This window comes from Enterobacter sp. 50793107, from assembly GCF_001463365.1.
Classification (GTDB): Bacteria; Pseudomonadota; Gammaproteobacteria; order Enterobacterales; family Enterobacteriaceae; genus Enterobacter; species Enterobacter cloacae.
On the sequence record NZ_LNII01000039.1, the window covers coordinates 34,898 to 61,895 of the forward strand.

24 protein-coding genes are annotated in these 26,998 nt (G+C 57.9%); 7 read left to right on the plus strand and 17 right to left on the minus strand.

Going from position 1 to position 26,998, the window contains the following annotated elements; all coding sequences use genetic code 11:
* Positions 1 to 83: 83 nt before the first annotated feature.
* Positions 84 to 2,468: a family 20 glycosylhydrolase gene (locus tag APU11_RS05410; protein WP_058651166.1), complete on the minus strand. Its 2,385-nt coding sequence runs from the start codon at positions 2,466 to 2,468 to the stop codon at positions 84 to 86.
* Positions 2,469 to 2,796: 328 nt separating this feature from the next.
* Positions 2,797 to 5,505, minus strand: coding sequence for a magnesium-translocating P-type ATPase (gene mgtA, locus APU11_RS05415; RefSeq protein WP_058651187.1), 2,709 nt, complete (start codon positions 5,503 to 5,505; stop codon positions 2,797 to 2,799).
* Positions 5,506 to 5,896: 391 nt separating this feature from the next.
* On the opposite strand from mgtA, the gene treR reads away from it, so the two are divergent.
* The 5 genes from treR to nrdG all read left to right on the plus strand — a co-directional run bounded on the left by treR (position 5,897) and on the right by nrdG (position 13,184).
* Positions 5,897 to 6,844, plus strand: coding sequence for a trehalose operon repressor TreR (gene treR / locus APU11_RS05420; RefSeq protein WP_048971362.1), 948 nt, complete (start codon positions 5,897 to 5,899; stop codon positions 6,842 to 6,844).
* Between the two features lie 127 nt (positions 6,845 to 6,971).
* Positions 6,972 to 8,390 (plus strand): PTS trehalose transporter subunit IIBC, encoded by a 1,419-nt coding sequence (gene treB / locus APU11_RS05425; RefSeq protein ID WP_038420863.1) that lies wholly within the window; start codon positions 6,972 to 6,974, stop codon positions 8,388 to 8,390.
* Positions 8,391 to 8,441: 51 nt separating this feature from the next.
* Positions 8,442 to 10,085 carry an alpha,alpha-phosphotrehalase gene (gene treC / locus APU11_RS05430; protein ID WP_058651167.1) on the plus strand — a complete coding sequence of 548 codons (1,644 nt, stop codon included), beginning with the start codon at positions 8,442 to 8,444 and terminating at the stop codon, positions 10,083 to 10,085.
* Between the two features lie 373 nt (positions 10,086 to 10,458).
* Positions 10,459 to 12,597, plus strand: coding sequence for an anaerobic ribonucleoside-triphosphate reductase (nrdD, locus tag APU11_RS05435; protein ID WP_058651168.1), 2,139 nt, complete (start codon positions 10,459 to 10,461; stop codon positions 12,595 to 12,597).
* A gap of 122 nt (positions 12,598 to 12,719) precedes the next feature.
* Positions 12,720 to 13,184 carry an anaerobic ribonucleoside-triphosphate reductase-activating protein gene (gene nrdG / locus APU11_RS05440; RefSeq protein WP_058651169.1) on the plus strand — a complete coding sequence of 155 codons (465 nt, stop codon included), beginning with the start codon at positions 12,720 to 12,722 and terminating at the stop codon, positions 13,182 to 13,184.
* 3 nt (positions 13,185 to 13,187) lie between these two features.
* On the opposite strand, the gene APU11_RS05445 is transcribed toward nrdG, so the two are convergent.
* The 12 genes from APU11_RS05445 to APU11_RS05500 form a co-directional block, all read right to left on the minus strand.
* Positions 13,188 to 13,472: a type II toxin-antitoxin system RelE/ParE family toxin gene (locus APU11_RS05445; protein ID WP_058651170.1), complete on the minus strand. Its 285-nt coding sequence runs from the start codon at positions 13,470 to 13,472 to the stop codon at positions 13,188 to 13,190.
* A complete protein-coding gene (locus tag APU11_RS05450) occupies positions 13,462 to 13,704 on the minus strand; it encodes a type II toxin-antitoxin system RelB/DinJ family antitoxin (RefSeq protein ID WP_058651171.1) in 243 nt (80 codons plus the stop codon). Before APU11_RS05450 ends, APU11_RS05445 begins: the two co-directional genes overlap by 11 nt.
* A 77-nt stretch (positions 13,705 to 13,781) precedes the next feature.
* Positions 13,782 to 15,692: a PRD domain-containing protein gene (locus APU11_RS05455; RefSeq protein ID WP_058651172.1), complete on the minus strand. Its 1,911-nt coding sequence runs from the start codon at positions 15,690 to 15,692 to the stop codon at positions 13,782 to 13,784.
* Positions 15,693 to 15,711: 19 nt separating this feature from the next.
* The gene (locus APU11_RS05460; RefSeq protein WP_058651173.1) at positions 15,712 to 16,848 is read right to left on the minus strand and encodes a lactonase family protein; all 1,137 of its coding nucleotides are present in this window, start codon (positions 16,846 to 16,848) and stop codon (positions 15,712 to 15,714) included.
* A gap of 120 nt (positions 16,849 to 16,968) precedes the next feature.
* Positions 16,969 to 17,709, minus strand: a complete 741-nt coding sequence (locus APU11_RS05465; protein WP_058651174.1) for a KDGP aldolase family protein — start codon at positions 17,707 to 17,709, stop codon at positions 16,969 to 16,971.
* On the minus strand, positions 17,706 to 18,824 hold the full coding sequence (locus APU11_RS05470) for a DgaE family pyridoxal phosphate-dependent ammonia lyase (protein ID WP_038985649.1): 1,119 nt from the start codon (positions 18,822 to 18,824) through the stop codon (positions 17,706 to 17,708). The genes APU11_RS05465 and APU11_RS05470 overlap by 4 nt, the downstream gene beginning before the upstream one ends.
* Positions 18,808 to 19,941, minus strand: a complete 1,134-nt coding sequence (locus APU11_RS05475; RefSeq protein ID WP_038418558.1) for an amidohydrolase/deacetylase family metallohydrolase — start codon at positions 19,939 to 19,941, stop codon at positions 18,808 to 18,810. The genes APU11_RS05470 and APU11_RS05475 overlap by 17 nt, the downstream gene beginning before the upstream one ends.
* A gap of 42 nt (positions 19,942 to 19,983) precedes the next feature.
* Complete coding sequence (locus APU11_RS05480) at positions 19,984 to 20,625, minus strand: DUF4310 family protein (protein WP_013095350.1); 642 nt, start codon at positions 20,623 to 20,625, stop codon at positions 19,984 to 19,986.
* 13 nt (positions 20,626 to 20,638) lie between these two features.
* Complete coding sequence (locus APU11_RS05485) at positions 20,639 to 21,415, minus strand: DUF4311 domain-containing protein (RefSeq protein ID WP_006810337.1); 777 nt, start codon at positions 21,413 to 21,415, stop codon at positions 20,639 to 20,641.
* Positions 21,416 to 21,437: 22 nt separating this feature from the next.
* Positions 21,438 to 21,737, minus strand: coding sequence for a DUF4312 family protein (locus tag APU11_RS05490; protein ID WP_006810338.1), 300 nt, complete (start codon positions 21,735 to 21,737; stop codon positions 21,438 to 21,440).
* 2 nt (positions 21,738 to 21,739) lie between these two features.
* A complete protein-coding gene (locus tag APU11_RS05495) occupies positions 21,740 to 22,102 on the minus strand; it encodes an SFCGS family glycine-rich protein (RefSeq protein ID WP_006179053.1) in 363 nt (120 codons plus the stop codon).
* Between the two features lie 10 nt (positions 22,103 to 22,112).
* On the minus strand, positions 22,113 to 22,451 hold the full coding sequence (locus tag APU11_RS05500) for a glycine dehydrogenase (RefSeq protein WP_028027887.1): 339 nt from the start codon (positions 22,449 to 22,451) through the stop codon (positions 22,113 to 22,115).
* Positions 22,452 to 22,900: 449 nt separating this feature from the next.
* Between APU11_RS05500 and APU11_RS05505 the strand changes: the two genes are divergently transcribed.
* Positions 22,901 to 23,023 (plus strand): Hok/Gef family protein, encoded by a 123-nt coding sequence (locus tag APU11_RS05505; RefSeq protein ID WP_128569378.1) that lies wholly within the window; start codon positions 22,901 to 22,903, stop codon positions 23,021 to 23,023.
* 69 nt (positions 23,024 to 23,092) lie between these two features.
* On the opposite strand, the gene cybC is transcribed toward APU11_RS05505, so the two are convergent.
* Complete coding sequence (gene cybC / locus APU11_RS05510; RefSeq protein WP_013095348.1) at positions 23,093 to 23,479, minus strand: cytochrome b562; 387 nt, start codon at positions 23,477 to 23,479, stop codon at positions 23,093 to 23,095.
* A gap of 40 nt (positions 23,480 to 23,519) precedes the next feature.
* Positions 23,520 to 24,872 carry a metalloprotease PmbA gene (gene pmbA / locus APU11_RS05515; RefSeq protein WP_032644960.1) on the minus strand — a complete coding sequence of 451 codons (1,353 nt, stop codon included), beginning with the start codon at positions 24,870 to 24,872 and terminating at the stop codon, positions 23,520 to 23,522.
* A 95-nt stretch (positions 24,873 to 24,967) separates the two neighbouring features.
* Here pmbA and yjgA point away from each other — a divergent pair, with 95 nt between their 5' ends.
* Complete coding sequence (gene yjgA / locus APU11_RS05520; RefSeq protein WP_008501414.1) at positions 24,968 to 25,519, plus strand: ribosome biogenesis factor YjgA; 552 nt, start codon at positions 24,968 to 24,970, stop codon at positions 25,517 to 25,519.
* Positions 25,520 to 25,622: 103 nt separating this feature from the next.
* On the opposite strand, the gene mpl is transcribed toward yjgA, so the two are convergent.
* On the minus strand, positions 25,623 to 26,996 hold the full coding sequence (mpl, locus tag APU11_RS05525) for a UDP-N-acetylmuramate:L-alanyl-gamma-D-glutamyl-meso-diaminopimelate ligase (RefSeq protein ID WP_013095346.1): 1,374 nt from the start codon (positions 26,994 to 26,996) through the stop codon (positions 25,623 to 25,625).
* Positions 26,997 to 26,998: the final 2 nt, after the last annotated feature.

Genomic DNA, 26,998 nt, shown 5'->3' on the forward strand with positions numbered 1-26,998 from the left:
GATTCCCTCACCCCGGCCCTCTCCCAAAGGGAGAGGGTGTATTAATTCCCTCTCCCCCTGGGAGAGGGTTAGGGTGAGGGGGTCTACTGATTCCGCGTCGCGCGCAGCAGCGTCTCCAGCGGGTACACCGCCGCAATCACCACTTCGTCCTGAACCTTCGCCGCGTTATCCAGCTCGCTCTGAATTGAGGCGATCTCTTTATCGTCCAGCGTGCCCTGACGCGCTACCAGATCGGTGAGCCTCAGGCCAATCGAGGCCAGCTTATCCACCTCCTGAATCACCGGCTTGATCGCCTTCAGCTGATAGCTGTTTTCACTCAGTGCCAGCGCGTCGCTGATATTGCTCTGCCAGCGGTTAAACACATGGCGCAGCGCGTCGGCACTTTCGGTATCCTCGGCGTCGCTCACCAGACGGTCGGCCCATTTGTTCATCTGGCGCACAGTGGCGCTTTCAGCGTTCAGCGCATCCGCGAAGCGGTTGAGCGGCTCAAACTGATGGTAGTTTCCGGCCTGGAATTTGAGATGCTGACGAGTGTAATACTGCGCAGGCTCCACAGCCTGGGCGAGGATTTGCAGCGGCAGCGTATCGGCATTCCCGGCAAGGCGCGTGAATTGCACCTGCTGCTGGGTGTGCTGCTGCAGCCCGACCGAGACCGTCGACCAGCTGTCCATCGCCTGCAGGCGGGTGTACATGTTGTCGACATCGGTAACATCCTGCGCGGACCATAACCGCTCCGCCACCGCAAAGGTACGCGGCCACAGACGGATATCCAGCACCGGCGCCACCACGTTTTCCGCCCACAGCGCGGCTTCTCCGCCAAGCAGATTAACCTGATGCGCGATATCCGGCACCACTGGCGGAGTGCCTTTAGGGACCTCATCCAGACGCGTGCCGCTGATCGGGTAGCGGACATTCCCCACCAGGAAATAACCCGTGAGCTTATCGTTATCAACCGACACCACCGGGCGCGTTTCGCCCATCCAGGTATCAACGGTAAACGTCACCTGATTGTCATCGCGCCACGCAATGTTGTCCACCGCGCGGCGGGACTTGCCGGCAAAATCAATAAATCCGCGCCAGCCGGACTCCCCTTTCACCAGCGTAAAGCTGCCTTCGACCGGCTTGCCTTTCAGACGCGGCATGGAGAAGGCCCAGCTCTGGGCGCTGTCGGTGTCGGCAATCACGTCCACGCCGTTTAAAGCCTGCGGAACGATCTCATTGCGGTAGTGGTAAGCGGTGGACTGCGGCTGATCGAGATAGAAGCCCGTCGAGAGGATCCCTTTGTAGCCGTTCTGCGCCACCTGTCCCAGCGCATCCTGCCCCTGCCAGGACTGGATCAGAATGCTTTTGGGCAGATCGGGATGGTAGATCTCATCCCAGCCCACCATCTGCCGGTGGTGTTTTTCAAGGATCGTTTCCAGCTTGCGGTTGAAATACGCCTGCAGCGCGTGGCTATCCGCCAGCTTGTGGTCGCGCATAAACTGCTGAATGGCTGGATTCGCTTTCCACTGGCTGTCGTCCACCTCATCGCCACCGATGTGCAGATAAGGATCGGGGAAGATCGCCGCCAGTTCGCTGACCATCGCGTCAGCAAAGGCGTAAGTAGCCTCTTTGGTCGGATCCAGCACCGGCTTTAAGACTCCCCAGTGGCGCTCCATTTCGTACGGCCCCGGCGCGCTCATCAGCGCCGGGTAGGCCACGGCAATGGCCGAGGCGTGGCCTGGCATATCGATCTCCGGTACGACGCGGACACCGCGCTCGGCAGCATAGCGGACAATCTCGCGCATCTGCTCTGGCGTGTAGAACAGCCCGTCGCTGGCAAGCTGGGTCAGCTTAGGATAGCGCTTTGAGCTGAAACGCCAGCCCTGATCGTCGGTTAAATGCCAGTGCAGCACGTTGAGTTTTGCCGCGGCCATACCGTCGATCTGGCGTTTGATATCCGCCAGCGGGATAAAGTGGCGCGCCGAGTCCAGCAGCAGCCCGCGCCACGGGAAGCGCGGGGAATCTTCAATGGTCACCCACGGTACAGAGGTGTTTTCCGCGCCGTTTTGTACCAGCTGGAGCAGCGTTTCCATGGCACGCAGCGCGCCGAAGCGGGTGTTGGCGGAGATATCCACCCCGTTGGCATCCACCGTCAGCCTGTAGCTTTCGTCGCTGTCCGGCAGCGGCTGCGGCTTCACTTTTTTGGCGATGGCAATGCGGATGGTCGGTTTTTCGGGTTTGTCGGCCTGCGCCTGCAGCGTCCAGCCGGTTTGCAGGGCAATGCGCTGGCGCAGGCGGTTAACGGCGTCACCGAGATCGTCTCCGCTGACGCTTACGGAGAGTTGATTATTAAGCACCAGCGCGCCCTGAGTGGTCGGGCGTTCAACCTTCGCAGGCCAGGGCATCAGGGGAAGATCGCCTGCCGGGGCGGCAAACGCTGACGCGCCGAGCAGCAGCCCGGCGGTTAAGAGGCTGTACCGTAACATGAATGTTCCTTATCTGACGGGCCAAATATCCCCGTCATACTTCAAGTTGCCTGTGCGTTGGCTGCACTCGTTCACCCCGGTCACTTACTTATGTAAGCTCCCGGGGATTCACTCCCTTGCCGCCTTCATGCAACTCGAATTATTTAGGGTATAAAGGCAAAACATTCTGTTAACATGCGCTCAATTTGTCGTCAAGCGAATGCGCCGACGGAGATCACAGGTTGTTGAATTTGGGAGAAAAGCTATTGCCCGGTGGCGCTGCGCTTACCGGGCCTACGTTTCGGGTAGTAGGCCGGGTAAGGCGAAGCCGCCACCCGGCTAACATAACCTACTGCCACCCATACCGACGCGCGTAAAACCCTTTCACCATCTGCGTCAGCACCATATAGCCCGCGAGGATCGCCACCAGCCACGGGAAGTAGCTCAGCGGCAGCGCCTGCAGCTGCAGGTAGCTGGCCAACGGTGAGAACGGCAGCGCGATGCCGAGCGCCATCACAATCCCCGTCATCACAATCAGCGGCCAGGCGGCACGGCTCTGGATGAACGGAATACGACGTGTGCGGATCATATGCACAATCAGCGTTTGCGACAGCAGCCCCACCACGAACCAGCCGGACTGGAACAGGGTCTGATGTTCCGGTGTATTGGCGTGGAACACAAACCACATCAGGCAGAAGGTCAGGATGTCAAAGATGGAGCTGATCGGGCCAAAGAAGAGCATAAAACGCCCCAGATCCGCCGGGTTCCAGCGCTGCGGCTTCTGGATCTGCTCGTCGTCGACGTTATCAAACGGGATCGCCACCTGAGAGACATCGTACATCAGGTTCTGGATCAGCAGATGCAGCGGCAGCATCGGCAGGAACGGCAGAAACGCGCTCGCCACCAGCACGCTGAAGACGTTACCGAAGTTGGAGCTGGCGGTCATTTTGATGTATTTCAGCATGTTGGCAAAAGTCCTACGCCCTTCGATCACGCCCTCTTCCAGCACCATCAGGCTCTTTTCCAGCAGGATGATGTCTGCCGCTTCGCGGGCGATGTCCACCGCCCCGTCCACGGAGATGCCAATATCCGCCGCACGCAGCGCGGGCGCGTCGTTGATACCATCGCCCATAAAGCCCACCACGTGCCCTTCGCGACGCAGCAGGGTGACGATGCGCTCTTTGTGCATCGGCGTCAGGCGGGCAAACAGCGTGGTGTGCCGGGCAAGCTGAGCCAGCTCGTCGTCACTGAGGTGTTCGATATCGCTGCCTACCACCACGTCACCCGCGTCCAGCCCCACTTCGTGGCATACTTTGGCGGCCACCAGCTCGCTGTCGCCGGTAAGGATTTTCACGGTGATCCCGCTGGCCTTCAGCGCTTTCAGCGCCGGAGCGGTGGTCTCTTTCGGCGGATCGAGGAATGCGATATAACCCTCGAGGATCAGATCGGATTCGTCGATACGCTGATAGTCTCCCTCGCGCGCAGGCAGGAATTTGCTCGCCACCGCCACCACCCGCAGCCCCTGACGGTTCAGGTTATCCGTGACGCGTTTGATGCGGCGCAGCATGGTGTCGTCCAGCGGCACGATGTCGCCGTTGTAATGCACCTGGGTGGAAACATTGAGGATCTCCTGCAACGCGCCTTTGCAGATCAGCTGGTGCACATCCGGTTGCTCGCTGACCACCACCGACATCCGGCGGCGCTCAAAATCGAACGGGATCTCATCCACCTTCTGCCAGCGGCCAGAGAGTGAGCGGGCAGACTCTTCATCCACCCCTTCCAGCACCGCAACATCGAGCAGATTTTTCAGCCCGGTCTGGTAGTGGCTGTTCAGCCAGGCGCTGTGCAGCACGCGTTCGCTGGTTTTACCGGCGATGTCGGTGTGGTTCTCCAGCACGATTTTATCCTGCGTCAGCGTGCCGGTTTTGTCGGTGCAGAGAATGTCCATCGCGCCAAAGTTCTGAATGGCGTCGAGGTGTTTGACGATTACCTTCTGTTTTGACAGCTTCACCGCCCCGCGCGCCAGGGTGGAGGTGACAATCATCGGCAGCATTTCCGGCGTTAAGCCAACCGCCACGGAGAGCGCAAACAGCGCGGCTTCCCACCAGTCGCCTTTGGTGTAGCCGTTGATCAGCAGCACAATCGGCGTCATCACCATCATAAAGCGGATCAGCAGCATGCTGACGCGGCCAATCCCTTTCTGGAACGCATTCGGCTCGCTCTCCTGCTCTGTCACACGTCCGGCAAGCTGACCAAACCAGGTATTGCCGCCGGTGGCGATGACAATCGCCTGCGCCGTGCCGCTGACCACCGTGGTGCCCATAAAGCACAGGGTATCGCACTCAAGCGGGTTCATCTGCTGCGGATCGCGGCTCCGCGCCACCTTTTCCACCGGCAGGGACTCCCCGGTGAGCGAGGCCTGGGCCACGAACAGATCGCGCGCCTGGATGATGCGTAAATCCGCCGGGATCATATCCCCGGCGGCGAGCTTCACCAGATCGCCCGGCACCAGCTGGTCGATGGGCAGTTCGACCCAGGCGTTTTCACCCAGATCGTTGATGACTCGCGACACGGTCGCGGTGTTGCTGACCATCGCCTTCAGGGCATCCGCCGCTTTGGTTGAGCGCGCTTCCTGGATAAAGTTCAGCAGCGTGGAGATCCCCACCATCAGGGCGATAACGCCTGCGGCAAACAGATCTTCAGTGGCGTAAGAGATAATGCCCAGCACCGTCAGCAGCAGATTGAAGGGGTTGCGGTAGCAGATCCACAGATGTACCCACCACGGCGCTGGTTTTTGCGCCGGGATAAGGTTATCGCCATGCACGGCCCGGATTTTTTGCACTTCAGCCGCATTCAGCCCTTCCGGGTGTCCGTTAAAGGCGCGCCAGACTTCGTTCTCATCCATCGCCGCCACGTTAAGGCAACGCTCGGTCAGGCTGGCGGGAATAGTGGCGCCGGAGAAATTTTTGCCGTTTGGCAGCGGATCGCGCTGAACCAGACGGTGTGGCAGGTGGCGGCTCAGCAGCGCCTGCAGCTGCCGGGTGATATTTTTAAACATAGTCATTCCCCCGCATCCGCCTGGGCGGACGCAGTCATTCCTGCAGGCGTGGCAAAGCCGTACCTGACAGGCACTTAAATTTTCAAGCAGGAACGTTCAGAACGTTGCTGCCTCACATCACCGGTGAGACAGCACAAGGCTGGCTTACCGGAAAGAAGGGGTTCTCCTGGTCAGGAGAGGTGTGGGATCGGGATCCATGTCGCCTCCGGTAAGTAAAAATAAGGGGTACGCCGCGCAGTATAAGGATTTAACCGTACCCTAAGCGGCGCGTCGGGCGGTATTATACCCACCCTCAAATAAACCGAACGTAAACCAGACTTTGCCCATAGCGAATTAGCGCTATAGCATTAGGCTCATTTGACACCGTTATCGTTGTTACAGGGAATACAGCATGCAAAACCGCCTTACGATTAAAGACATTGCGCGTTTAAGCGGCGTGGGGAAATCCACCGTGTCGCGCGTGCTGAACAACGAGAGCGGTGTCAGCGAACGCACGCGCGAGCGCGTCGAGGCGGTGATGAATCAGCACGGGTTTTCACCTTCCCGTTCCGCACGCGCCATGCGCGGACAGAGCGATAAAGTGGTCGCCATTATTGTCTCGCGTCTGGATTCTCTCTCTGAAAACCTCGCCGTACAAACCATGCTGCCCGCCTTCTATGAGCAGGGTTACGATCCAATCATGATGGAGAGCCAGTTCTCGCCACAGCTGGTGGAAGAGCATCTGGGGATGCTGGCGCGACGCAACATCGACGGGGTGGTCCTGTTTGGCTTTACCGGCATTAAAGAGGAGATGCTCAAACCCTGGCAACCCTCGCTGGTCTTGCTGGCACGCGATGCCCACGGATTTGCGTCCGTCTGCTATGACGATGAAGGGGCGATTATTACCCTGATGCAGCGTCTGTACGATAAAGGCCATCGCCATATCAGCTATCTTGGCGTACCGCACGCGGACGTCACCACCGGCAAACGCCGTCATGAAGCCTATCTGGCGTTTTGCAAAAAGCACAACCTCTCTGCCGTGGCTTCCCTGCCCGGGCTTGGCATGAAGCAGGGCTATGAACAGGTCGCCAGCGTGCTGACCCCGCAGACCACCGCGCTGGTGTGCGCGACCGACACCCTGGCGCTGGGTGCGAGCAAATATTTACAGGAACAGCGCATCGACGAGCTGCAGGTTGCCAGCGTAGGCAGTACCCCGCTGATGAAGTTCCTGCACCCGGAGATCATCACCGTCGATCCGGGCTACGCTGAGTCCGGCCGTCAGGCCGCCGCACAGCTGATTGAGCAGATCAACGGGCGCGCAGAACCCCGCCAAATCGTCATTCCCGTCCATCTTTCATAACCGCCATAAATCGGTTTATTGTGATCTTCGCCCGATTTCGGGAACGTTCCCATTTTCGCCGTCCCGCTGAAGGAGTAGGCTTGCGCTCAGGTCATTACACCCCTCCCATCTGTCATGAGGTTTCATGATGAGTAAAGTCAAACAAGCAGATATCGATCAGCTGATCGTCCTGGTGGGCGGTCGCGAAAACATCGCGACGGTCAGCCATTGTATTACCCGCCTGCGCTTCGTGCTGAACGATCCGGCCAAAGCCAATCCGAAAGCGATTGAAGCGCTTTCGATGGTGAAAGGCTGCTTCACCAACGCCGGGCAGTTCCAGGTGGTTATTGGTACCGAAGTGGGCGATTACTATCAGGCTCTGCTCGCCACTACCGGGCACAACGCGGCAGATAAAGAGCAGGCCAAAAAGGCCGCGCGCCAGAATATGAAATGGCACGAGCAGCTTATCTCCCACTTCGCAGAGATCTTCTTCCCGCTGCTGCCGGCGCTGATCAGCGGGGGCTTAATTTTAGGCTTCCGTAACGTCATCGGTGATGTGCCGATGAGCGACGGCAAAACCCTGGCGCAGATGTACCCGGCGCTGAAAACCATTTACGACTTCCTGTGGCTGATTGGCGAAGCGATCTTCTTCTATCTGCCGGTGGGGATTTGCTGGTCCGCCGTGCGCAAAATGGGCGGTACCCCGATTCTGGGTATCGTACTCGGCGTAACGCTGGTCTCTCCGCAGTTAATGAACGCTTACTTACTTGGCCAGCAGGCGCCGGAAGTGTGGAACTTTGGCCTGTTCACCATCGCCAAAGTGGGCTATCAGGCGCAGGTTATCCCGGCACTGCTGGCGGGTCTGGCGCTGGGCTTTATTGAGACGCGCCTGAAACGCATCGTGCCAGATTACCTCTATCTGGTGGTGGTGCCGGTCTGCTCGCTGATCCTGGCGGTGTTCCTGGCGCACGCCTTTATCGGTCCGTTTGGCCGCATGATCGGCGACGGCGTGGCCTTTGCCGTCCGTCACCTGATGACCGGCAGCTTCGCGCCGATTGGTGCCGCGCTGTTCGGCTTCCTGTACGCCCCGCTGGTGATCACCGGCGTACACCAGACCACGCTGGCGATTGATATGCAGATGATCCAGAGCCTTGGCGGCACGCCGGTCTGGCCGATTATCGCGCTGTCTAACATCGCTCAGGCATCTGCCGTAACGGGCATTATTCTGGTCAGCCGTAAGCATAACGAGCGTGAAATTTCCGTTCCGGCCGCCATCTCCGCGTATCTCGGGGTCACCGAACCGGCGATGTACGGTATCAACCTGAAATACCGCTTCCCGATGCTCTGCGCCATGATCGGCTCGGGTCTGGCGGGTCTGGTGTGTGGTCTCAACGGCGTGATGGCAAACGGCATCGGCGTTGGTGGCCTGCCGGGTATTCTCTCCATTCAGCCCGCCTTCTGGCAGGTGTTTGCCCTGGCGATGGCCATCGCGATCATCGTCCCTATGGCGCTCACCACCGTGGTTTACCAGCGTAAGTTCCGTCAGGGCGCGCTGCAGATTGTTTAACTTCATCTTTCGGGGCGCAGTTGCGCCCCTTCGCATTTGCAGGAACGCACTATGAATACCCTTCCTCACTGGTGGCAGAACGGAGTCATCTATCAGATTTACCCAAAAAGTTTTCAGGACACGACCGGCAGCGGCACCGGCGATTTGTGCGGCGTGACGCAGCGGCTGGACTACCTGAAAACCCTCGGTATTGACGCCATCTGGCTGACGCCGTTTTACATCTCCCCGCAGGTCGATAACGGCTACGACGTTGCGAATTACACCGCCATCGACCCGGCGTACGGCACGCTGGATGACTTTGACGAGCTGGTCGCCCAGGCGCATGAACGCGGCATTCGCATCGTGCTGGATATGGTGTTTAACCACACGTCAACCCAGCACGCCTGGTTCCGTGAATCACTGAATAAAGCCAGCCCGTACCGCCAGTTTTATATCTGGCGCGACGGCACGCCGGAGCAGCTTCCCAACAACTGGCGCTCCAAATTCGGCGGCAACGCCTGGCGCTGGCACGCCGAGAGCGAGCAGTATTATCTGCACCTCTTCGCCCCGGAGCAGGCGGATCTCAACTGGGAGAATCCGGCCGTGCGCGCTGAACTGAAAAAGGTGTGCGAGTTCTGGGCCGATCGCGGCGTGGACGGCCTGCGTCTGGATGTGATTAACCTGATTTCGAAAGACCAGGCTTTCCCGAATGACGATATTGGCGACGGTCGCCGCTTCTACACTGACGGGCCGCGCAGTCATGAATATCTCCAGGAGATGAGCCGCGACGTCTTTACGCCGCGTAATCTGATGACGGTGGGCGAGATGTCCTCCACCTCGCTGGAGAACTGCCAGCAGTATGCCTCTCTCGACGGGCGCGAGCTGTCGATGACCTTTAACTTCCATCATCTGAAGGTGGATTACCCCGGCGGCGAAAAATGGACGCTGGCAAAACCGGATTTCGTGGCGCTGAAAACCCTCTTCAATCACTGGCAGCAGGGGATGCATAACAAAGCGTGGAACGCGCTGTTCTGGTGTAACCACGATCAGCCGCGCATTGTGTCGCGCTTTGGCGATGAAGGCGAATACCGCGTACCGGCGGCGAAGATGCTGGGCATGGTGCTGCACGGGATGCAGGGCACGCCGTATATCTATCAGGGTGAAGAGCTTGGCATGACCAACCCGCACTTCAGCCGCATCACCGATTACCGCGACGTGGAAAGCCTGAACATGTTCGCCGAACTGCGGGCTAACGGCCGCGATCCGAACGAATTACTGGCGATTCTGGCGAGTAAGTCGCGCGATAACGGGCGCACACCGATGCAGTGGGATGCCTCGCACAATGCGGGTTTTACCGAAGGTGAGCCGTGGATTGGCGTCTGCGACAACTACGAGACGGTCAACGCCCGCGCGGCGCTGGACGATCCTGATTCGGTGTTTTATACCTACCAGTCGCTGATTCGCCTGCGCAAAACCCTGCCGGTGCTGACGTGGGGCGATTATCAGGATCTGCTGCCGGAACATCCGTCCCTGTGGTGTTATCGCCGCCAGTGGCAGGGGAAAACCCTGGTGGTGGTGGCTAACCTCAGCCATCAGTCTCATGAATGGGAATCTGATGTTCTCAGCGGTGAGTGGCAGGCCGTCATGAGTAATTACCCGGCCCCACATACCGCCACGCTACGTCCGTTTGAAGCCGTCTGGTGGCTACAGGCGTAATCTCCCGCCGGGCGCGACAGCAGCGCCCGGCTTACTTTACTGTTTTTGTTGAATAATTAATCAGATTTTTCCTTTGCGGATTTACATTCGCTCCAGCGCCCGCCGTTTGTACTCTCGTCTTTTTACTTTGTTCTGAATCAAAAAAATCGCAAACATGTTTGATGCAAATCACTATATGTAGCACTTAAAATGCTGGCCGACCCAACATCTTGTATTTATCGTCTACTATTCCAACAACAACACGGCGACTCCGCTCTCCGGGATTGTGGATAACAAGGGTCGGGAACGCGGGAAGTCATTGGGCTGGCTGATAATCCACCCGGTGCATACTTCCCCACCTCTGTGGATAACCTGTTTTTAAAATGGAGTGATCATGACACCGCATGTGATGAAACGTGATGGCTGTAAAGTGCCGTTTAAATCAGAGCGCATTCAGGAAGCCATTCTGCGTGCAGCTAAAGCAGCGGGAGTCGATGACGCAGATTACTGCGCCACCGTCGCAGACGTCGTTAGCCGCCAGATGAACGAACGCAGCCAGGTGGATATCAGCGAGATCCAGACTGCGGTTGAGAACCAGCTGATGTCTGGTCCTTACAAGCAGTTAGCGCGCGCTTATATTGAGTACCGCCACGACCGCGACGTCCAGCGTGAGAAGCGCGGTCGTCTGAATCAGGAAATCCGGGGTCTGGTCGAGCAGACCAACTCTGCCCTGCTCAATGAAAACGCCAATAAAGACAGCAAGGTGATCCCGACCCAGCGCGACCTGCTGGCCGGTATCGTGGCTAAACACTACGCCCGTCAGCATCTGTTGCCGCGCGACGTGGTGTCGGCGCACGAGCGCGGAGAGATCCACTACCACGATCTCGACTACTCGCCGTTCTTCCCGATGTTTAACTGCATGCTGATCGACCTCAAAGGCATGCTGACCCACGGTTTTAAAATGGGTAACGCCGAGATTGAGCCGCCGAAGTCTATCTCCACGGCGACGGCCGTCACGGCGCAGATTATCGCCCAGGTCGCGAGCCACATTTACGGCGGCACCACCATTAACCGCATTGATGAAGTGCTGGCCCCGTTTGTTACTGCAAGCTTTAAGAAGCACCGTAAAACGGCGGAAGAGTGGCAGATCCCCGATGCTGACGGCTACGCCCATTCCCGCACCGAGAAAGAGTGCTATGACGCGTTCCAGTCGCTGGAGTACGAGGTAAACACGCTGCATACCGCGAATGGTCAGACGCCGTTTGTCACGTTCGGCTTTGGTCTGGGAACCAGCTGGGAGTCGCGTCTGATTCAGCAGTCCATTCTGCGTAACCGTATCTCCGGTCTTGGCAAAAACCGCAAAACGGCGGTGTTCCCGAAACTGGTGTTCGCCATCCGCGACGGCCTGAACCATAAGTTTGGTGACCCGAACTACGACATTAAACAGCTGGCGCTGGAATGCGCGAGCAAGCGCATGTATCCGGACATTCTGAACTACGACCTGGTGGTGAAAGTCACCGGTTCGTTTAAAACCCCGATGGGCTGTCGCAGCTTCCTCGGCGTGTATGAGGACGAAAATGGTGAGCAGGTGCATGACGGCCGCAACAACCTGGGCGTGATCAGCCTGAACCTGCCGCGCATCGCGCTGGAAGCTAAAGGAAATGAAGACGCCTTCTGGGCGCTGCTGGATGAGCGTTTACAGCTGGCGCGTAAAGCGCTGATGACCCGCATCGCCCGTCTGGAAGGGGTCAAGGCACGCGTGGCACCGATCCTCTATATGGAAGGGGCCTGCGGCGTGCGTCTGAAAGCAGACGACGACGTGTCTGAGATCTTCAAAAACGGTCGTGCGTCGATCTCGCTGGGCTATATCGGCATTCACGAAACCATCAACGCCCTGTTTGGCAACACGCATATGTATGACAGCGACGCGCTGCGCGAGAAAGGCATCGCCATTGTTCAGCGCCTGCGCGATGCCGTTGACCAGTGGAAAGAAGAGACCGGCTACGGCTTTAGCCTGTACAGCACGCCGAGCGAAAACCTGTGTGACCGTTTCTGCCGTCTGGACACCGCCGAGTTCGGTATTGTGGAAGGGGTGACTGATAAAGGTTACTACACCAACAGCTTCCACCTGGACGTGGAGAAAAAGGTTAACCCGTACGACAAGATTGACTTTGAAGCGGCTTATCCCCCTATCGCCAGCGGCGGCTTTATCTGCTACGGCGAATACCCGAACATCCAGCACAACCTTAAAGCGCTGGAAGACGTGTGGGATTACAGCTATCAGCACGTGCCGTATTACGGCACCAACACGCCTATCGACGAGTGCTACGAGTGCGGCTTTACCGGCGAGTTTGAGTGTACCAGTAAAGGCTTTACCTGCCCGAAATGCGGCAACCACGATGCGGCCCGCGTATCGGTAACCCGCCGCGTGTGCGGCTATCTTGGCAGCCCGGATGCGCGTCCGTTCAACGCCGGTAAGCAGGAAGAGGTGAAACGCCGCGTGAAGCATTTAGGGAATGGGCAGATCGGGTAAGTTCCGTGTTCTCCCCCTCACCCTAGCCCTCTCCCTCAAGGGAGAGGGAACTCTTCCCCCTCTCCCCGTGGGAGAGGGCCGGGGTGAGGGCATCAGCGCGCATACATTCTCTGGACATTTCTATGCGATATCACCAGTACTACCCCGTCGACATCGTTAACGGCCCCGGCACCCGCTGCACTCTTTTTGTCTCAGGCTGCGTGCACGAATGCCCTGGCTGCTACAACAAAAGCACCTGGCGGCTCAATTCCGGCATGCCGTTTACTGCCGAGGTGGAAGACCGGATCATTAACGACCTCAACGACACCCGCATCAAACGCCAGGGAATTTCGCTCTCCGGCGGCGATCCGCTGCATCCGCAAAACGTGCCGGAGATCCTGAAGCTGGTAAAACGCATTCGCCGCGAGTGCGCAGGAAAAGATATCTGGGTCTGGACGGGCTATAAGCTGAACGAGCTGAACGCGCAGCAAAGGGAAGTGGTGGATCTGATTAACGTGCTGGTCGACGGCAAATTTGTACAGGATTTAAAAGACCCGGCGCTTATCTGGCGCGGCAGCAGTAACCAGGTTGTGCATCATTTGCGCTGAACGCTATAGCCGTTTGTTAGCATCGTGATACACGGTTAATTTCTCTCTTTTCCCAATAGCGATGACAACTACCGTTACCACGTTGTCCTGAACCTGATAGACCAAACGGTAACCCTGGGATCTGAGTTTTATTTTGTAGCAATCAGGCAGATTATGCAGACGGGCCGATTCGATCCGGGGGTTTACCAACACCCCGGCAAGTTTCTTCCTGAACTGCTTTTTTACAGTCTCCCCCAGCTTGCTCCACTCTTTTAACACCCTCGGGTCAAATTCCAGTTCATAAGTTATCCAGACTAACCTTAATTCCCTTTTGCGGATTAGCCAGTCGCTCCCGGACTGTCTGTATCAGCGCATCTTCGCTGTCGCTAATCGTGACCGTTTTCACCGGCATGCGCCCCGTCTCCGCAACGTACTGAAAAAGGAGTCGCACGGCTTCTGTTGGGGTGATATTGAGTTTTTCCAGCACGGCATAAGCCTCGTTTTTGAGTTTGTCATCCAGACGGACGTTAAGCGTAGCCATTATGCCTCCAGGAGAATCGAATGTGTAATGCAGTTTAGCATTACATTCGCATTACATCGAATTCTGGATAACGCCTCTCAAAACCGGCTCAAACTTTCCATCGCCACCGTCTTAAACTCGGCAAAATTTCCGCAGCTACAGAGCCGTGACATCGCACGTTCGCGCAGGAAGGTAACGAAAATATCGTAGATCGCCATCGCCTCTTCGTATTCGCTTTTGCTGATGGCGAGCAGGAAGATGACGTGGGCGGTTTCGTCGCCCCACTGGACGCCGTGCGGGGCGAGCACGGTATAGACCACCGTTTTCTGCGCCAGCAGGCCAAGGGAGTGCGGCAGCGCGATGCCGTCGCCGAGCATGGTGCTGACGATGGCTTCACGTTCAACGACCGAGTCGAGGAACTCAGCCCCCACAAAGCCCTCCTCTTCAAGCTGGACGCAGAGCTCGCGGAACAGCGTTTGCTGGTCCACAGGGGCGTTGAGAATACGGAAATGCGCAGCGTCGAAGTATTTATCCAGCATCCACGGACGGGTTCTGTCAACCAGCACCAGCTTGCCAATCTGCTCCAGCTGGTAGTCCGTCGGGAACGGGGCGATCATCACCACCGGCTTAGACTTTTCACTGACGCGGGCAGTCGAGATCACAAAGTCTTCGCTAATGGATTCCGTCTGCTCGTACTCGCGAAGCGTAAGCGTGCGTGTGACCTCAATCTGCGGGTATTTGCGCTGCAGCACCGCCTCAATCATGCGTACCATGGCATTACCGGCATCGCACACCAGCAGCACGCGCGGCTGGCGCTGGTAGCCAATGTTGTAGTGGCGCTCCAGCCCGACGCCAATATGCAGCACCAGGAAGCCAATCTCGTTTTCGCTGATCACATACGGCGTGTATTTGCCCCAGCTTGAGACTGCCGCCAGCGTCATATCCCACGCCATCGGATAGTGCTGCTTGATGTTATCCAGCAGCGGATTCGGGATCATGATTTGATACCGCACGCGGGTGATCATGGTTTTGATATGGGTAAGCAGATCCGCATGCAGCTGCTCGTCGCTGAGCAGGTTGTAGTTATAGTGGGTGTTGATATAGCGCAGGATGTAGTTGACCAGCGCTTCGTCGTCATCCGCATTGATGGCACTCGGCGCGATATCCTGGATCTGCCGCGCGGCGATATGCACGCACAGCCAGCTCTCTTCCGAAGGGGAAAGCGCTTTGCCCGCCAGCTGCTGAATGGTCACCGCGATATCTTTCGCCGCGTCACGCACGTTCTCTTCCACATCTTCGGCGTGGAATTCCGGCAGTGGATACCCCTCGCTGATGCGGCGCACCGACACCGCGCAGTAGAGTCGCAGGAACAGCTCGCCTTCGTCGGTCAGGCGGATGTGATGCCGCGTCAGCGCCTCGTGCAGTACGGGCACCATCTGCTCTGCTACTCCGGCATTGAGCGCCACGTCGGTCACCAGCGGGTTCAGGCTGTCCTGCTGGGCCAGTTCCCAGAGCAGATCGGTCAGACAGGCGCGGGTCGCCATCTCACTGCCAAACAGCTTCATGCCGTGGCGTGGACGCGTTTCCAGCGTCAGGTTGTAGCGGTGGAACCACTCCCGCACCTCCACCATGTCGCTCTGCAGCGTGGCGCGGCTGACGAACCACTCATCGGCCAGGTCTTCCAGCTTGAGTGAAAACGCCGAGGTGAGAAAACGCACCACCAGATAATGCACGCGCTCCGGCCCGGTACGGGGAATGCGCAGCGCGCGCGGATGGGAAGCCTGTAGCTGCTGATAACGTACCGCATCGTCAATTTTGAGCTGGTAGCCATTGCCGCGGCTGAGAATAAACTGCGCGCCGTGGCTTGCCAGCAGCGCGTTCAGGGCGGAAATATCCGCCCGGACGGTTCGCGTGGAGACCGACAGCCGCTGCGCCAGCTCGTCCTGCGGCAGCGTCTCGTTTTGCAACAGATCGAAAAGTTGCGCTAAACGTTGGTTCGGAAATCGCACGTCGTTGTCCTCTTACTGCTCAGGGTGAAATGACCATCTGGGATGGGCTGCCGACCGGGGTGTAGTCTGACTCAAAGCTTAGCTTGCCGTCCTGACCGACGCGGAAACGGGTTATGTTGTCGCTGCGCTGGTTCATGACGTACAGCCAGCGCCCCTGTTTATCGAGCGTCAGGGTGCGCGGGTAGTCGCCACGCGTCCAGACATCGTCCTGATGCGTCAGCGTGCCCTCCGCTGTTACGGTAAAGTGCCCGATGCTGTTATGCAAACGGTTAGCCACGTACAGCTGTTTACCATCTGCACTCAGCGCCAGTCCGGCCGCAAAACTGGTGCCTTTGTAACCTTCTGGCAGCGCGGAGAGCGTTTCGCCCTCTTTCAGCCTGCCGTTGCTGTCCAGCGTATAATGGGTGAGCGTAGACGCCTCTTCGTTAATCAGCCACAGCGCATCCCCCTTCGGCGTAAAGACAAAGTGCCGCGGCCCGGCCCCTTTTGAGGAGGCGCTGATAAACGGCGGATCGTTCGGCGTCAGCTTGCCGGCTCGATCGTCAAAGCGGTACTGATAGATACGATCCAACCCCAGATCGGTGGAAAACACATATTTCCCGCTCGGATCGGCGGCGATCATGTGCGCATGGGGGCCATTATGATCGCTGATGGCAAAACTGCCTTCTGCCGCCGCCTCCGGTTTCGCAGCGCCTGGCTCACCCTGATCCTGGTGTCGATCCGTGGCGTCACCCAGGCTGCCATCGGCTTTGATCGGCAGCACTGCGATCGATCCGCTTACGTAGTTTGCTACCAGCAGATGCTGACCGTTTGGCGTGAGCGAAAGATACACCGGCCCCGCACCGCCGGAGGAGACCTGATTCAACTCGCTCAGCTCGCCGTTAGCGCCCACGCGTAGCGCTTGCACCACGCCCTGCTCCACTTCGCTTGCCAGATACAGCGTTTTGCCATCGTGCGAGACGGCCAGCTGCGCGGCGTTCGGCAGCTGACTCACCAGCGTTTTATCGCCGAGCGCACCGGTGTTCGGGTCGACGGTAAAGCGGTACAGCCCTTCCCCGTTGGGGTTATAGGTGCCGACCCAGGCGTACTGCGGCTGGGCGATAGCGGCGTTAGCCAGTAAAGAGAGTGAAGCGACAAGCAGGGTACGGGTGTGCATGGTGGCTCCTTCAGGTTTGTGCGGTGTGTTCCCCCCTCACCCTAACCCTCTCCCCAAAGGGGAGAGGGGACGATTACACCCTCTCCCCTTTGGGGAGAGGGCTGGGATGAGGGGCAGTTTTTACTTCACCAGCTTCTTCGTCATCGCAAGCAGCGTACGCACATCTTCCGGACGCGTATCGCCGCTGGCTTTGTCGATAATCGAACTATAAATATGCGGAATGATTTTGCTCACGCCCGCGTCCAAGGCGATCTGCAGGATCGCCTCGAAGTTATCCAGATCGATACCCCCGGTCGGCTCCAGCCAGAAGTCGTGACGGGCGCAGGCTTCCGCCACGGCCTGGTATTCGTCACGGCACTTCAGGCCGCCCATCGGGAAGTATTTGACTGAACTGCCGCCAAAGTCTTTCAGCAGGGCGATCGCCGTTTCAACCGGCACAATGCCGTCCGGTGCCGCGCTGCTCAGCGGGCCGGTGGAGATTTTCACCATCCCGACGGTACCGGTCGGGGAGACCAGACCGTTGACCACCGATTCATTCTGCCCCAGCAGCGCACGGCTGGTGGCTACACCGGTGAAAACCTGGTTAACGTGCTGCGGCTGCACCTGACGGGAGATTTCGCTCACCATCTCCGACTGGTTCGGGTCACCCGCCCCCAGGCCTACCGAGAGCGCGTTATCAATCAGCGCCGCGTACTCGCGCATATCAGCAACCGCGCTGGGCACGTCCGGGTAATTTTTGGAGAGCACGCCCACCAGCACATGACCTTCCGCCGCCTCGTAAATGGCGCTGGCGTTCGCTTTTGAGCCTGCCAGCACGTTCAGGCAGACGCGGTCACGGTAAAAATTGGGGGTCAGTTTCATGCCTTTTTCTCCTGTCCTAACACTTCGCTTATGCGGCGGTACACAATGTTCAGCTGGTCAGCGTTCACGCTGCGCACGTCCGCTTCGATAATCCCTTCGTTGGCCTTGTAGCCGCGGAAATAAATGGCGTATTCGCCCTGCTTCAGGGCATTCACCAGCTCGCCGGTGCCGATGCCGGTTACGGCTTCGTCGAACTTAATCTCGGTACGCGCGATATCGCGACCGGCGCTGTCCCAGACCACGCGCGCGGTAACGCCGTTCAGGGTGTTGAGCGCGTCGATAAACGGCGTCATCTTCGCCACCATCTCCGCCCCGCTCTCTTTAGTCGCCGTCAGGTAGTGTTCGATGGCGCAGGTCAGGCCGAGGATCCCCTCTTTACCCACCTTCATGGCGCGGCCAATGCCCGCCGTCTGGCGCTTCACCCACTCAACGTACTGGGTCTTGCCGATCACCAGGCCGCTGGTGGGCCCTTCGATCGCTTTCGCGCCGCTGTAGATCACCAGGTCGGCGCCGGAGCGGTAATAGGTATGCAGATCTTCTTCCGCTGCGGCATCGACGATCAGGGGCAGATCGTGTTTGCGCGCCACGACCGCTGCCTGCTCAACGCTGAGCATGCTTTTCTGCACGCAGTGGTGCGATTTGATGTAAAGGATCGCCGCGGTGCGCGGGGTGATGGCCGCCGCCAGCTGCTCGGCTGAGCATTCGTTAGCGTAGCCCGCTTCCACCAGCTTGCCGCCGCCCAGCGCCACCATGGTGCCCACCGGCGCGCCAAAGTTAACATTGTGGCCTTTCGGCAGCACGATTTCGTTGTTCTCAACTGGAGTGACGTGCAGGTTTTCCAGCAGCCAGTCGCTGTCTTTCACCAGCACCGCCGCCACGGACTGGGCGATGCCCGCGGATGCGCAGGAGACCACCGTCGCGCCTTCCACGTCCAGCAGCTTCGCGATGTATTCCCCGGTTTTATTGACCAGATCTTTCATCTCGAAATAGTGATTCATGCCGTCCATCGCCGCCTGCACCACTTCCGGGCGTGGCGTGGAGACACCCAGCGCCGTCATGCGGCCGGAGGTGTTGATAACCTGCTTTAAGTGGTACTTCTCATAAATCGAAGGCATGTTCCGTGCTCCCTTGTTCGGTCATGTAGCCCTTGCCCGCGCGGATCGCGGCAAGCGGCACCAGAATGTGTTCAGCCTGCAGGCTGTCGTTTTCAGCATCCGTCAGCACCGTCGGCTGACGTTTAAGGGTGAACAGCGTCAGGTCGGCGTCGAGGCCGGGTTCGATACGCCCTTTGCGCGTCAGGCGCAGGCCGTCGGCGGCGTTGGCGGTGACGCAGTCAATCACCTGCGGCAATGACATGCCGATGGCGAGGAATTTCGACATCACGCTCGAAAGCGAGCCCACCGGGCCGTTGATGCGGTTGCGGCAGTAGATATCCGAGCTGATGGTGTGCGGCAGAATGCCCATCGCGATAGCGCGTTTCGCCACTTCAAAGCTGAAGCTCGCCGTACCGTGGCCTACGTCCAGCCGCACACCGCGTTTCAGGGCAGAGGTAATGGAGGCGCGCAGCTCGCCGGAGGGCGTCAGAATGCGGTTTGGCTTGCCGTTGTAGCAGTGGGTAATGATGTCGCCCGAGCTCAGCAGCTCGGCAATTTCATCCAGATTCGGCGGGTTATTGCCGATGTGTACCATCAGCGGCAGGTCGCCGTTCTCTTTCTGAATGGCTTTCGCACGCTCCAGCGGCGTAATACCGTTTTCACCCACCACGCTGCTGCTCATGCGCGCTTTCAGCCCGACGATAAAATCAGGGTGGCGTTTCACCGCCTGCTTCACGGCATCGGCATCAATATTCGCCATATTCGCCAGCTCGTTCTGGGCAATCAGCCCCACGCGGGAGATATTCAGCAGGGCAAAGACCTCGGTTGAGGCTTTGCGGGTGATTTCGTAGAAATCGTCCACGTCGTCGGCACCGGTACTGCCCGCATCCACCACGGTGGTGACGCCGGTGGCAATACCCACGCTGTCCGGTTCGTCGTGGTAAATAGGGGAGTTCGGGTAGCAGTGGACGTGGGAGTCGATCCAGCCTGCGCTGACGAACACGTCACCGTTCAGTTCCACCGTTTTGCGGGCGGGAGCGTCTATGTCGCCTGTTGCGGCAATTTTCCCGTCCAGAATGGCGATATCGGTCAGGGTATCGTCGCTAAGGCGCGCACGGCGCAGGAGTAAATCAAACATGGGGTTCTCCTGATAAGGCGGGCGCCAGCGCGCCCGCAGGTATTAAAGGGCGACCGGGAACAACCAGCCTAAAATCATGGCGCCAAGGATGGCACCGCCGGTGATCGGCTTCTGCCAGATGTAGAACAGCAGCGCGCCCAGCAGGGAACCGACGCCAATCGGAATAGAAGCGGTCATGGCGCTGAGGATAATCAACGGCCCCAGAAAACGACCGGAGGCATTGCCCGCGCCCATCATCACGTCCGCCCCGTAGGTGGAGTTGCTCTGGTTGATGGTGAACTTACGCGCCAGGATGATGACGTAGCCTATCGCCAGACCAATCACCAGGCCGGTAATCAGCGAGGCAATGAAGTTGGTCACCGGGAACATGATCCCCGCGCCCAGCAGCAGTGCTGGCACACCCAGACCCACGCCGGTCTGGATCGCCCCGCCGATGTCGAGGATCCCTACCAGCGATCCTTCGATGATACGGGCGAACAGGAAGCTTGCGCCGAACGCCGCCACTGCGCCGTATACGCCGGTATCAATTCCCGCTTTCAGCATCGCCACGAAGGCCACTTCGTTAAACGCGCCGATGCCGTAGAGGTAGTACATGTGCGTTCCGGCAAACACGCCGGAGGAGAGCAGGCCAACGAAGATCGGGAACGACCAGTCGGCATACCAAAAACCTTTATTCTGTTCCATGTAGAGGCTCCTGTTATTTACCGCTGAGCGAGTTGTGGATCATGTCGAGCCAGTTCGGCACGGTCAGATGGAAGGATTCAATCATCTTCATGTCGAAGCCGCGGAAGAAGCCGCTCAGCACGAAGAGCAGAACGATGGCCGCCATCATCACTTTGGTGACGTGGTTCCAGCCGCTCTCTTCCACGCCTTTACCGATCAGGATCCCCAGTACCAGGCCCGGTACGGCGTTACCCATAATCAACTGCGCCGCGCCGCCGAAGATGGTCGCCCAGAAGCCGGATTTTTTACCCGCGTCGATGGCCGCCAGCCAGAAGATCACCGGCATCACGGTGTTCACCAGCAGGTTTGCCGCCGGTACCAGCACCTTCACGGCGGTGACCTGCAGTGCGGCCGGAACAGACGAGGCAGTCAGGTTAAGGAAGGTGACGACAATCATGCCGATGATGCCGCAGGCAATCGCCATCTTGCGGGGATCGTGCAGCGTTTCGCCGACGTTACGGTTTTTGATCATCAAGGCTGCAGCACCCCAGTTTGGGATGATGCGGTGGTCTACGTCCTGTGTGAAGGCACCTGCGGCCACGGAAGAGGCCCAGGCGTTAAAGAAGAAGCCTAACCCAAAGGAGAAGTGAGAAGCCGGATCCCCTTCGCAGGAGTTCAGTTCCCCCAACGTACGAAACGCGCCCATACCCTGAGTGGTAGGCGCATGAAACATGCGTGCAGCCCCGGCTCCAACACCGACGCCTACCAGGCCGCCAATGATGAGCGATTTTATTAATATAATTAAGAACATCAGTCTGCCCTTTTATGAATAATCAGCGTTGCGTGACGAAATCCACCTGGTCGAGATTGATGGCGGTCACGTTGACGGTCACATCCAGCTCCACGCTGTAGGTGCGTCTTTCCCGGCGCAAAAAGAAGAACAGAAACGCTTCTTTACGCACCGCTTCTTGCGCCTGAACGACCTGCACATCCTGTGGCTCAATACGCAGTAAGATATGCGGTGAGGCTTTCATCACCGCGGCCTGAACGTGGTTGAGTGCGTCGGCAAAGGCGCGCGCTTTGGCGTCGCCCTTCCCCTTCACTCTCACCGTGGTTGTGAACTGTTCTTTCATGCTTATGCGCCGTGCTTCTTCTGCCACGCCTGCACCAGACGCTCGCCCAGCTCTTCTTTATCCATAAAGCCAAAGCCCAGCACGTTGCAGCCTTCGTTGATGGCGGTCACCCCCTCATCCACGGAGCGCATGCCGTATTTCGCTTTGTAGCCATATTTGGTTTGCGCCGTGATGGCACCCGCGCCGCCGCTGCCGCAGAAGGAGATGCCGAAGGTGGCGTTTTCCGCTTTCATGACGTCGCCGAGTTTCATATCTGCCGCCATACCCGGCACGACAACCGCACGTCCACCCGCTTTTTCCACACCGGCAGCCACTTTCTGGCCTTTACCCAGGCGATCGCCAATCACGACTGTAATCTGTTCCATGTGTTGCTCCTTAAAGGTTGTCTTTCGCGACTTCAAAGTGAACGGAGAGCAGCCAGGCTTCTTCATCAGGAAGGTTGCCAAACTGCGCTACCACTTCACGGGCGAGCCGCATTGAATCCGGTGAAATTTCGTCGAACAGCTCTGCCTCCACTTCCGGCAGCGGCTCGCCGGTCACGGACCGGTGCGCCATCGCGCGGACATGGGAGGTGAGCATCTGTTCCTGTACTGCATTGGGGATGATGTTGTGCCGGGCCAGCAGGGCATAAACCTGCTGTAGCATGGTGTTCGCGAGCTTTTCTGTTTGCTCCGCCTGATCCCCAACGTCGTTCATTACCGCTCCGTTACTCACTGGTCTTACCCCGTTAATGGCTCTGGAATAAAACTAACGTTGGCGATGGCGGGTTTGTAGCGAGTTGTTTTCCACTTCGAAGTGGAAAGGCGAGCCGCAGCAGTGATCTGTGCCACATAAATAGGCTGAATCTGGATAAATCGCTGTATTTGCGTGATGAATATCACGTTATCTGACGGCAAATATGGGGAGAGCGAAGCGGAAAAGATTACGAGCCGACTCGTAGAAATGTGACGTGGATAAGGTTTTCTTATGGGGATTCGCTAGAGTGGCGGCGGGTGCTTGAGACTGACCGTCTCAGGCATGGGACGGAAAGTGGAAAGCCCCGCCTGATAAAAAATCAGGGCGGGGGCTCGAAACGACACGTCGGACCGTGGAGTTCGCTACCTCGCCCGCTTTAAAGCAAGGAGGCATCCATGAAACGCCAATCCCCAATTATCCGGGTTTTGATGATTATTGCTTTGACAATAATCATCTTAACGCTGGTGACGAGGAAAACACTGTGCGAGATCCGTTTTCGAAACGGCTCGCTTGAAGTGACAGCGCGGATGGAGTGTCGCTCCGGCCAGTAGGGAGCAAAGATGCGGGGGCGCTAACTGCGCCCCCGCATACGGGAAAGGACGTACAGCTCAGGCACCCAATTAACGATACTTTTTGTGATACGTGTTACGCGTCGCGACAAACTGGTCGGCTGCCGCCTGGGCTTCCTTCACTTTGCCTTCGTTAGCGAGCTTCAGCGCGCCGTCAATCTGACCGACCAGCACGTCAAAGCCGTGGCGATAGTCCTTCATCTCTGCGCTGTCTGCCGCTTTGCTTTCCAGCTTTGGCGGCGTCGCTTTTTGCGCGTCCAGCGCCGCTTCACGCATTTTGGTCAATGCGCTTTTCATTTCTGCCGCATTGTCCGTTTTCTGAACGACCTTCAGGTTTTGACTGAGGATGTCCATGTTGTCTTCGAGATCGGCAGCAAACGCAGAAGAGCCAAGAACCAGCGTTGAAGCCGCGACGATCGCTAACAGGTGTTTACGCATTGCTCACTTCCTTTTTTATTATTAAAACGCTTTTCGGGTATTACTGGCCGGCGATTTTCATTTCCGGCAGTAATACAGAACCACACTGTATATTGCTACGTGTTTCAATATCGTTACCGACCGTAACGATATTGCGCCACATGTCCTTCAGGTTGCCGGCGATGGTAATTTCGCTCACCGGATACTGAATCTCGCCGTTTTCGACCCAGAAGCCTGCCGCACCGCGAGAGTAGTCTCCGGTAATGCCGCTCACGCCCTGGCCCATCAGTTCTGTCACCACCAGGCCGGTGCCCATCTCTTTCAGCATCTGCTCGAAGTTCAGGCCCTGTCCGGCAATGCGCCAGTTATGGATTCCCCCCGCATGTCCGGTGCTTTTCAGCCCCAGCTTGCGCGCGGAGTAGTTGGTCAGGAGCCACTGGGTCAGAATGCCGTCTTTAACGATATCGCGGCGTTCCGTGCGCACGCCTTCGCTGTCGAACGGCGTAGAGGCCAGCCCTTTCAGCAGGTGCGGGTGCTCTTCAATGGTCAGCCATTCCGGCAGGATCTGTTTGCCCAATGAGTCGAGCAGGAAGGTCGATTTACGGTAAACTGAGCCGCCCGCGATAGCGCCCACCAGATGGCCAAACAGGCCGGTCGCCACTTCATTGGCAAAAATAACCGGGGCTTTCATGGTGGAGAGCTTACGCGGTGACAGGCGAGACAGCGTGCGTTCAGCACACTCTTTGCCCACCCACTCAGGGGACTGTAAATCCCCCAGCGCGCGGCCGATGGTGTAAGCATAATCCCGCTCCATATCGCCGTTCTCTTCGGCGATCACGCAGCTTGAGAGCGAGTGACGGGTTGAGCAATAGCCCTGCAGCATACCATGCGAGTTACCGAAGACTTTGATGCCGTAGTGGCTGTTGAAGCTGCCGCCTTCGGTATTGGTGATGCGTTTATCCGCCTGCAAAGACGCCTGTTCGGCACGTGCGGCCAGCTCAATGGCTTCGTCCGGGGTGACTTCCGCCGGGTGGAAAAGATCGAGATCCGGGGCATCAAACGCCAGCAGATCTTTATCCGCAACGCCAGCATAAGGATCCGGTGAGGTGTAACGCGCAATATCCAGCGCCGCCTGCACGGTACGGGCAATGGCATCGGGGCTGAGATCGGTAGACGACGCGCTGCCTTTGCGGTTCTGGTGATAGACCGTGATCCCCAGTGCGCCATCGCTGTTGAATTCTACATTCTCCACTTCGCCATAGCGGGTGCTCACGCTAATGCCGGTGGTTTTGCTGACCGCCACTTCGGCGCCATCTGATTTACCTGAAGCGAGCGTCAGCGCGGTGGAGACGGCTTCTTCCAGAATCTTACGCTGCGCTTCAACTTGTGAGGTTACTTTCATCGCAAATGCCATACTGTAAGAGAGAGTTAACTGAAGTCTAACAGAGAACCGTTTTTCAGTGCGCGTCTTAACTGGTAACATTAGCCTCTTTTTTTAAGGAGCCTGACATGACTAAGCAGCCCGAAGACTGGCTCGACGACGTTCCCGGTGATGACATCGAAGACGAAGATGATGAGATCATCTGGGTCAGTAAAAGTGAAATTAAACGCGACGCCGAAGAGTTAAAACAGCTTGGCGCAGAAATGGTGGAACTGGGTAAAAACGCGCTGGATAAGATCCCGCTCGACCAGGATCTGCGTGATGCCATTGAACTGGCACAGAAAATCAAAAAAGAAGGCCGTCGTCGCCAGCTTCAGCTTATCGGTAAAATGCTGCGTCAGCGCGACGTCGATCCGATCCGCCAGGCGCTGGATAAACTGAAAAACCGCCACAACCAGCAGGTTGCGCTGTTCCACAAGCTGGAGCAGATCCGCGACCGTCTGATTGAACAGGGTGATGATGCGGTACCGGAAGTATTGAACCTGTGGCCGGATGCCGACCGCCAGCAGCTGCGTTCACTGATCCGCAACGCGAAGAAAGAGAAAGAAGGGAATAAGCCGCCGAAGTCCGCGCGTCTGATTTTCCAGTATCTGCGCGAGCTGTCTGAGAACGAAGAGTAATCCGTGCGGTTTTGCGCCGGATGGCGGCGTAAACGCCTTATCCGGCCTACAAGGTCGTGCAATGAGTAGGCCCGGTAAGCGCTAGCGCCACCGGCGCTTTTTTTTACTCTGCGGCCTCAGCCTTTTTCGCCAGACCGTCCAGCAGCTTCTGATGGATCCCACCAAAACCGCCGTTACTCATCACCAGAATATGGTCACCCGGCTGAGCGGCTTTCACCACCATATCCGCCAGAGCATCAACATCCGCACTCCAGTGCGCAGGCTGAATGCAGGCATCGGCCACTTCAGCTACCTGCCACGGAATATGCTGCGGCTGCAGCAGGAAGACTTCGTCGGCACGCCCTAAGGATGGCGCGAGATCGTCTTTGCAGATGCCCATTTTCATGGTGTTAGAGCGTGGCTCCAGCACCGCCAGAATGCGCGCGGTACCGCCGACCTTGCCGCGTAACGCTGCAAGCGTCGCCAGAATAGCAGTTGGGTGGTGCGCGAAATCGTCATACACGGTTACGCCGTGGGCTTCACCGCGCAGCTCCAGACGGCGACGGGCATTGATAAATGAACCCAGTGCATTCGCCGCATCCGCAGGCTGAACACCCACATGGCGTGCGGCAGCGATTGCCATCAGGCCGTTGTGCATGTTGTGTTCGCCAACCAGGCCCCATTTCACCTCACCCACTTTCTCGCCGTCGAGCCACACTTCCCACTCCGAGGCATCCACGTTGAGTTTTTTCGCCTGCCAGTGGCCCTGCTCACCCACCAGCTCCTGCTCGCTCCAGCAGCCCATCGCCATGGTCTGCTTAAGATTGATGTCGTTCTCCGGCAGGATGATACGGCCCTGACCCGGAACGATGCGCACTAGGTGGTGGAACTGTTTCTGAATGGCTTTCAGATCGTCAAAGATATCCGCATGATCGAACTCAAGGTTGTTGAGGATCAGCGTGCGCGGGCAGTAGTGTACAAACTTGGAGCGCTTGTCGAAGAACGCACAGTCGTACTCATCGGCTTCGATCACAAAGAACGGGCTCTCCCCCAGACGCGCAGACACGTCGAAATTGCCCGGAACGCCGCCAATGACAAAGCCAGGCTTGTAACCACAGGCTTCAAGGATCCAGGTCGCCATACCGGCGGTGGTGGTTTTACCGTGCGTACCGGCCACGGCAACAACCCAACGGTCACGCAGGACGAAATCATGCAGCCACTGTGGGCCAGACATGAACGGAATATTGCGTTCCAGTACCGCCTCAACGCACGGATTACCTCGCGTCATGGCGTTGCCAATGATCACCAGATCCGGCGCGGGATCCAGCTGGCTGGCATCATAACCCTGAATCAGAGAGATGCCCTGTTTCTCCAGGAGCGTGCTCATCGGCGGATACACATTGGCGTCCGAACCTGTCACTTCATGGCCCAGCGAGCGCGCCAGCATTGCCAGTCCGCCCATGAAAGTGCCACAAATCCCCAATATATGAATGCGCATAC

Excerpts from the sequence above, each read along its gene's own strand:
- APU11_RS05505 (WP_128569378.1), top strand. The coding sequence starts at position 22,901 with ATGATTATTGCTTTGACAATAATCATCTTAACGCTGGTGACGAGGAAA.
- APU11_RS05470 (WP_038985649.1), bottom strand. The coding sequence starts at position 18,824 with ATGCCTTCGATTTATGAGAAGTACCACTTAAAGCAGGTTATCAACACC.
- APU11_RS05465 (WP_058651174.1), bottom strand. The coding sequence starts at position 17,709 with ATGAAACTGACCCCCAATTTTTACCGTGACCGCGTCTGCCTGAACGTG.
- treR (WP_048971362.1), top strand. The coding sequence starts at position 5,897 with ATGCAAAACCGCCTTACGATTAAAGACATTGCGCGTTTAAGCGGCGTG.
- yjgA (WP_008501414.1), top strand. The coding sequence starts at position 24,968 with ATGACTAAGCAGCCCGAAGACTGGCTCGACGACGTTCCCGGTGATGAC.
- mgtA (WP_058651187.1), bottom strand. The coding sequence starts at position 5,505 with ATGTTTAAAAATATCACCCGGCAGCTGCAGGCGCTGCTGAGCCGCCAC.
- mpl (WP_013095346.1), bottom strand. The coding sequence starts at position 26,996 with ATGCGCATTCATATATTGGGGATTTGTGGCACTTTCATGGGCGGACTG.
- APU11_RS05460 (WP_058651173.1), bottom strand. The coding sequence starts at position 16,848 with ATGCACACCCGTACCCTGCTTGTCGCTTCACTCTCTTTACTGGCTAAC.
- treB (WP_038420863.1), top strand. The coding sequence starts at position 6,972 with ATGAGTAAAGTCAAACAAGCAGATATCGATCAGCTGATCGTCCTGGTG.
- APU11_RS05490 (WP_006810338.1), bottom strand. The coding sequence starts at position 21,737 with ATGAAAGAACAGTTCACAACCACGGTGAGAGTGAAGGGGAAGGGCGAC.
- APU11_RS05410 (WP_058651166.1), bottom strand. The coding sequence starts at position 2,468 with ATGTTACGGTACAGCCTCTTAACCGCCGGGCTGCTGCTCGGCGCGTCA.
- APU11_RS05450 (WP_058651171.1), bottom strand. The coding sequence starts at position 13,704 with ATGGCTACGCTTAACGTCCGTCTGGATGACAAACTCAAAAACGAGGCT.
- nrdG (WP_058651169.1), top strand. The coding sequence starts at position 12,720 with ATGCGATATCACCAGTACTACCCCGTCGACATCGTTAACGGCCCCGGC.
- cybC (WP_013095348.1), bottom strand. The coding sequence starts at position 23,479 with ATGCGTAAACACCTGTTAGCGATCGTCGCGGCTTCAACGCTGGTTCTT.
- APU11_RS05475 (WP_038418558.1), bottom strand. The coding sequence starts at position 19,941 with ATGTTTGATTTACTCCTGCGCCGTGCGCGCCTTAGCGACGATACCCTG.
- APU11_RS05485 (WP_006810337.1), bottom strand. The coding sequence starts at position 21,415 with ATGTTCTTAATTATATTAATAAAATCGCTCATCATTGGCGGCCTGGTA.
- APU11_RS05495 (WP_006179053.1), bottom strand. The coding sequence starts at position 22,102 with ATGGAACAGATTACAGTCGTGATTGGCGATCGCCTGGGTAAAGGCCAG.
- treC (WP_058651167.1), top strand. The coding sequence starts at position 8,442 with ATGAATACCCTTCCTCACTGGTGGCAGAACGGAGTCATCTATCAGATT.
- pmbA (WP_032644960.1), bottom strand. The coding sequence starts at position 24,872 with ATGGCATTTGCGATGAAAGTAACCTCACAAGTTGAAGCGCAGCGTAAG.
- nrdD (WP_058651168.1), top strand. The coding sequence starts at position 10,459 with ATGACACCGCATGTGATGAAACGTGATGGCTGTAAAGTGCCGTTTAAA.
- APU11_RS05480 (WP_013095350.1), bottom strand. The coding sequence starts at position 20,625 with ATGGAACAGAATAAAGGTTTTTGGTATGCCGACTGGTCGTTCCCGATC.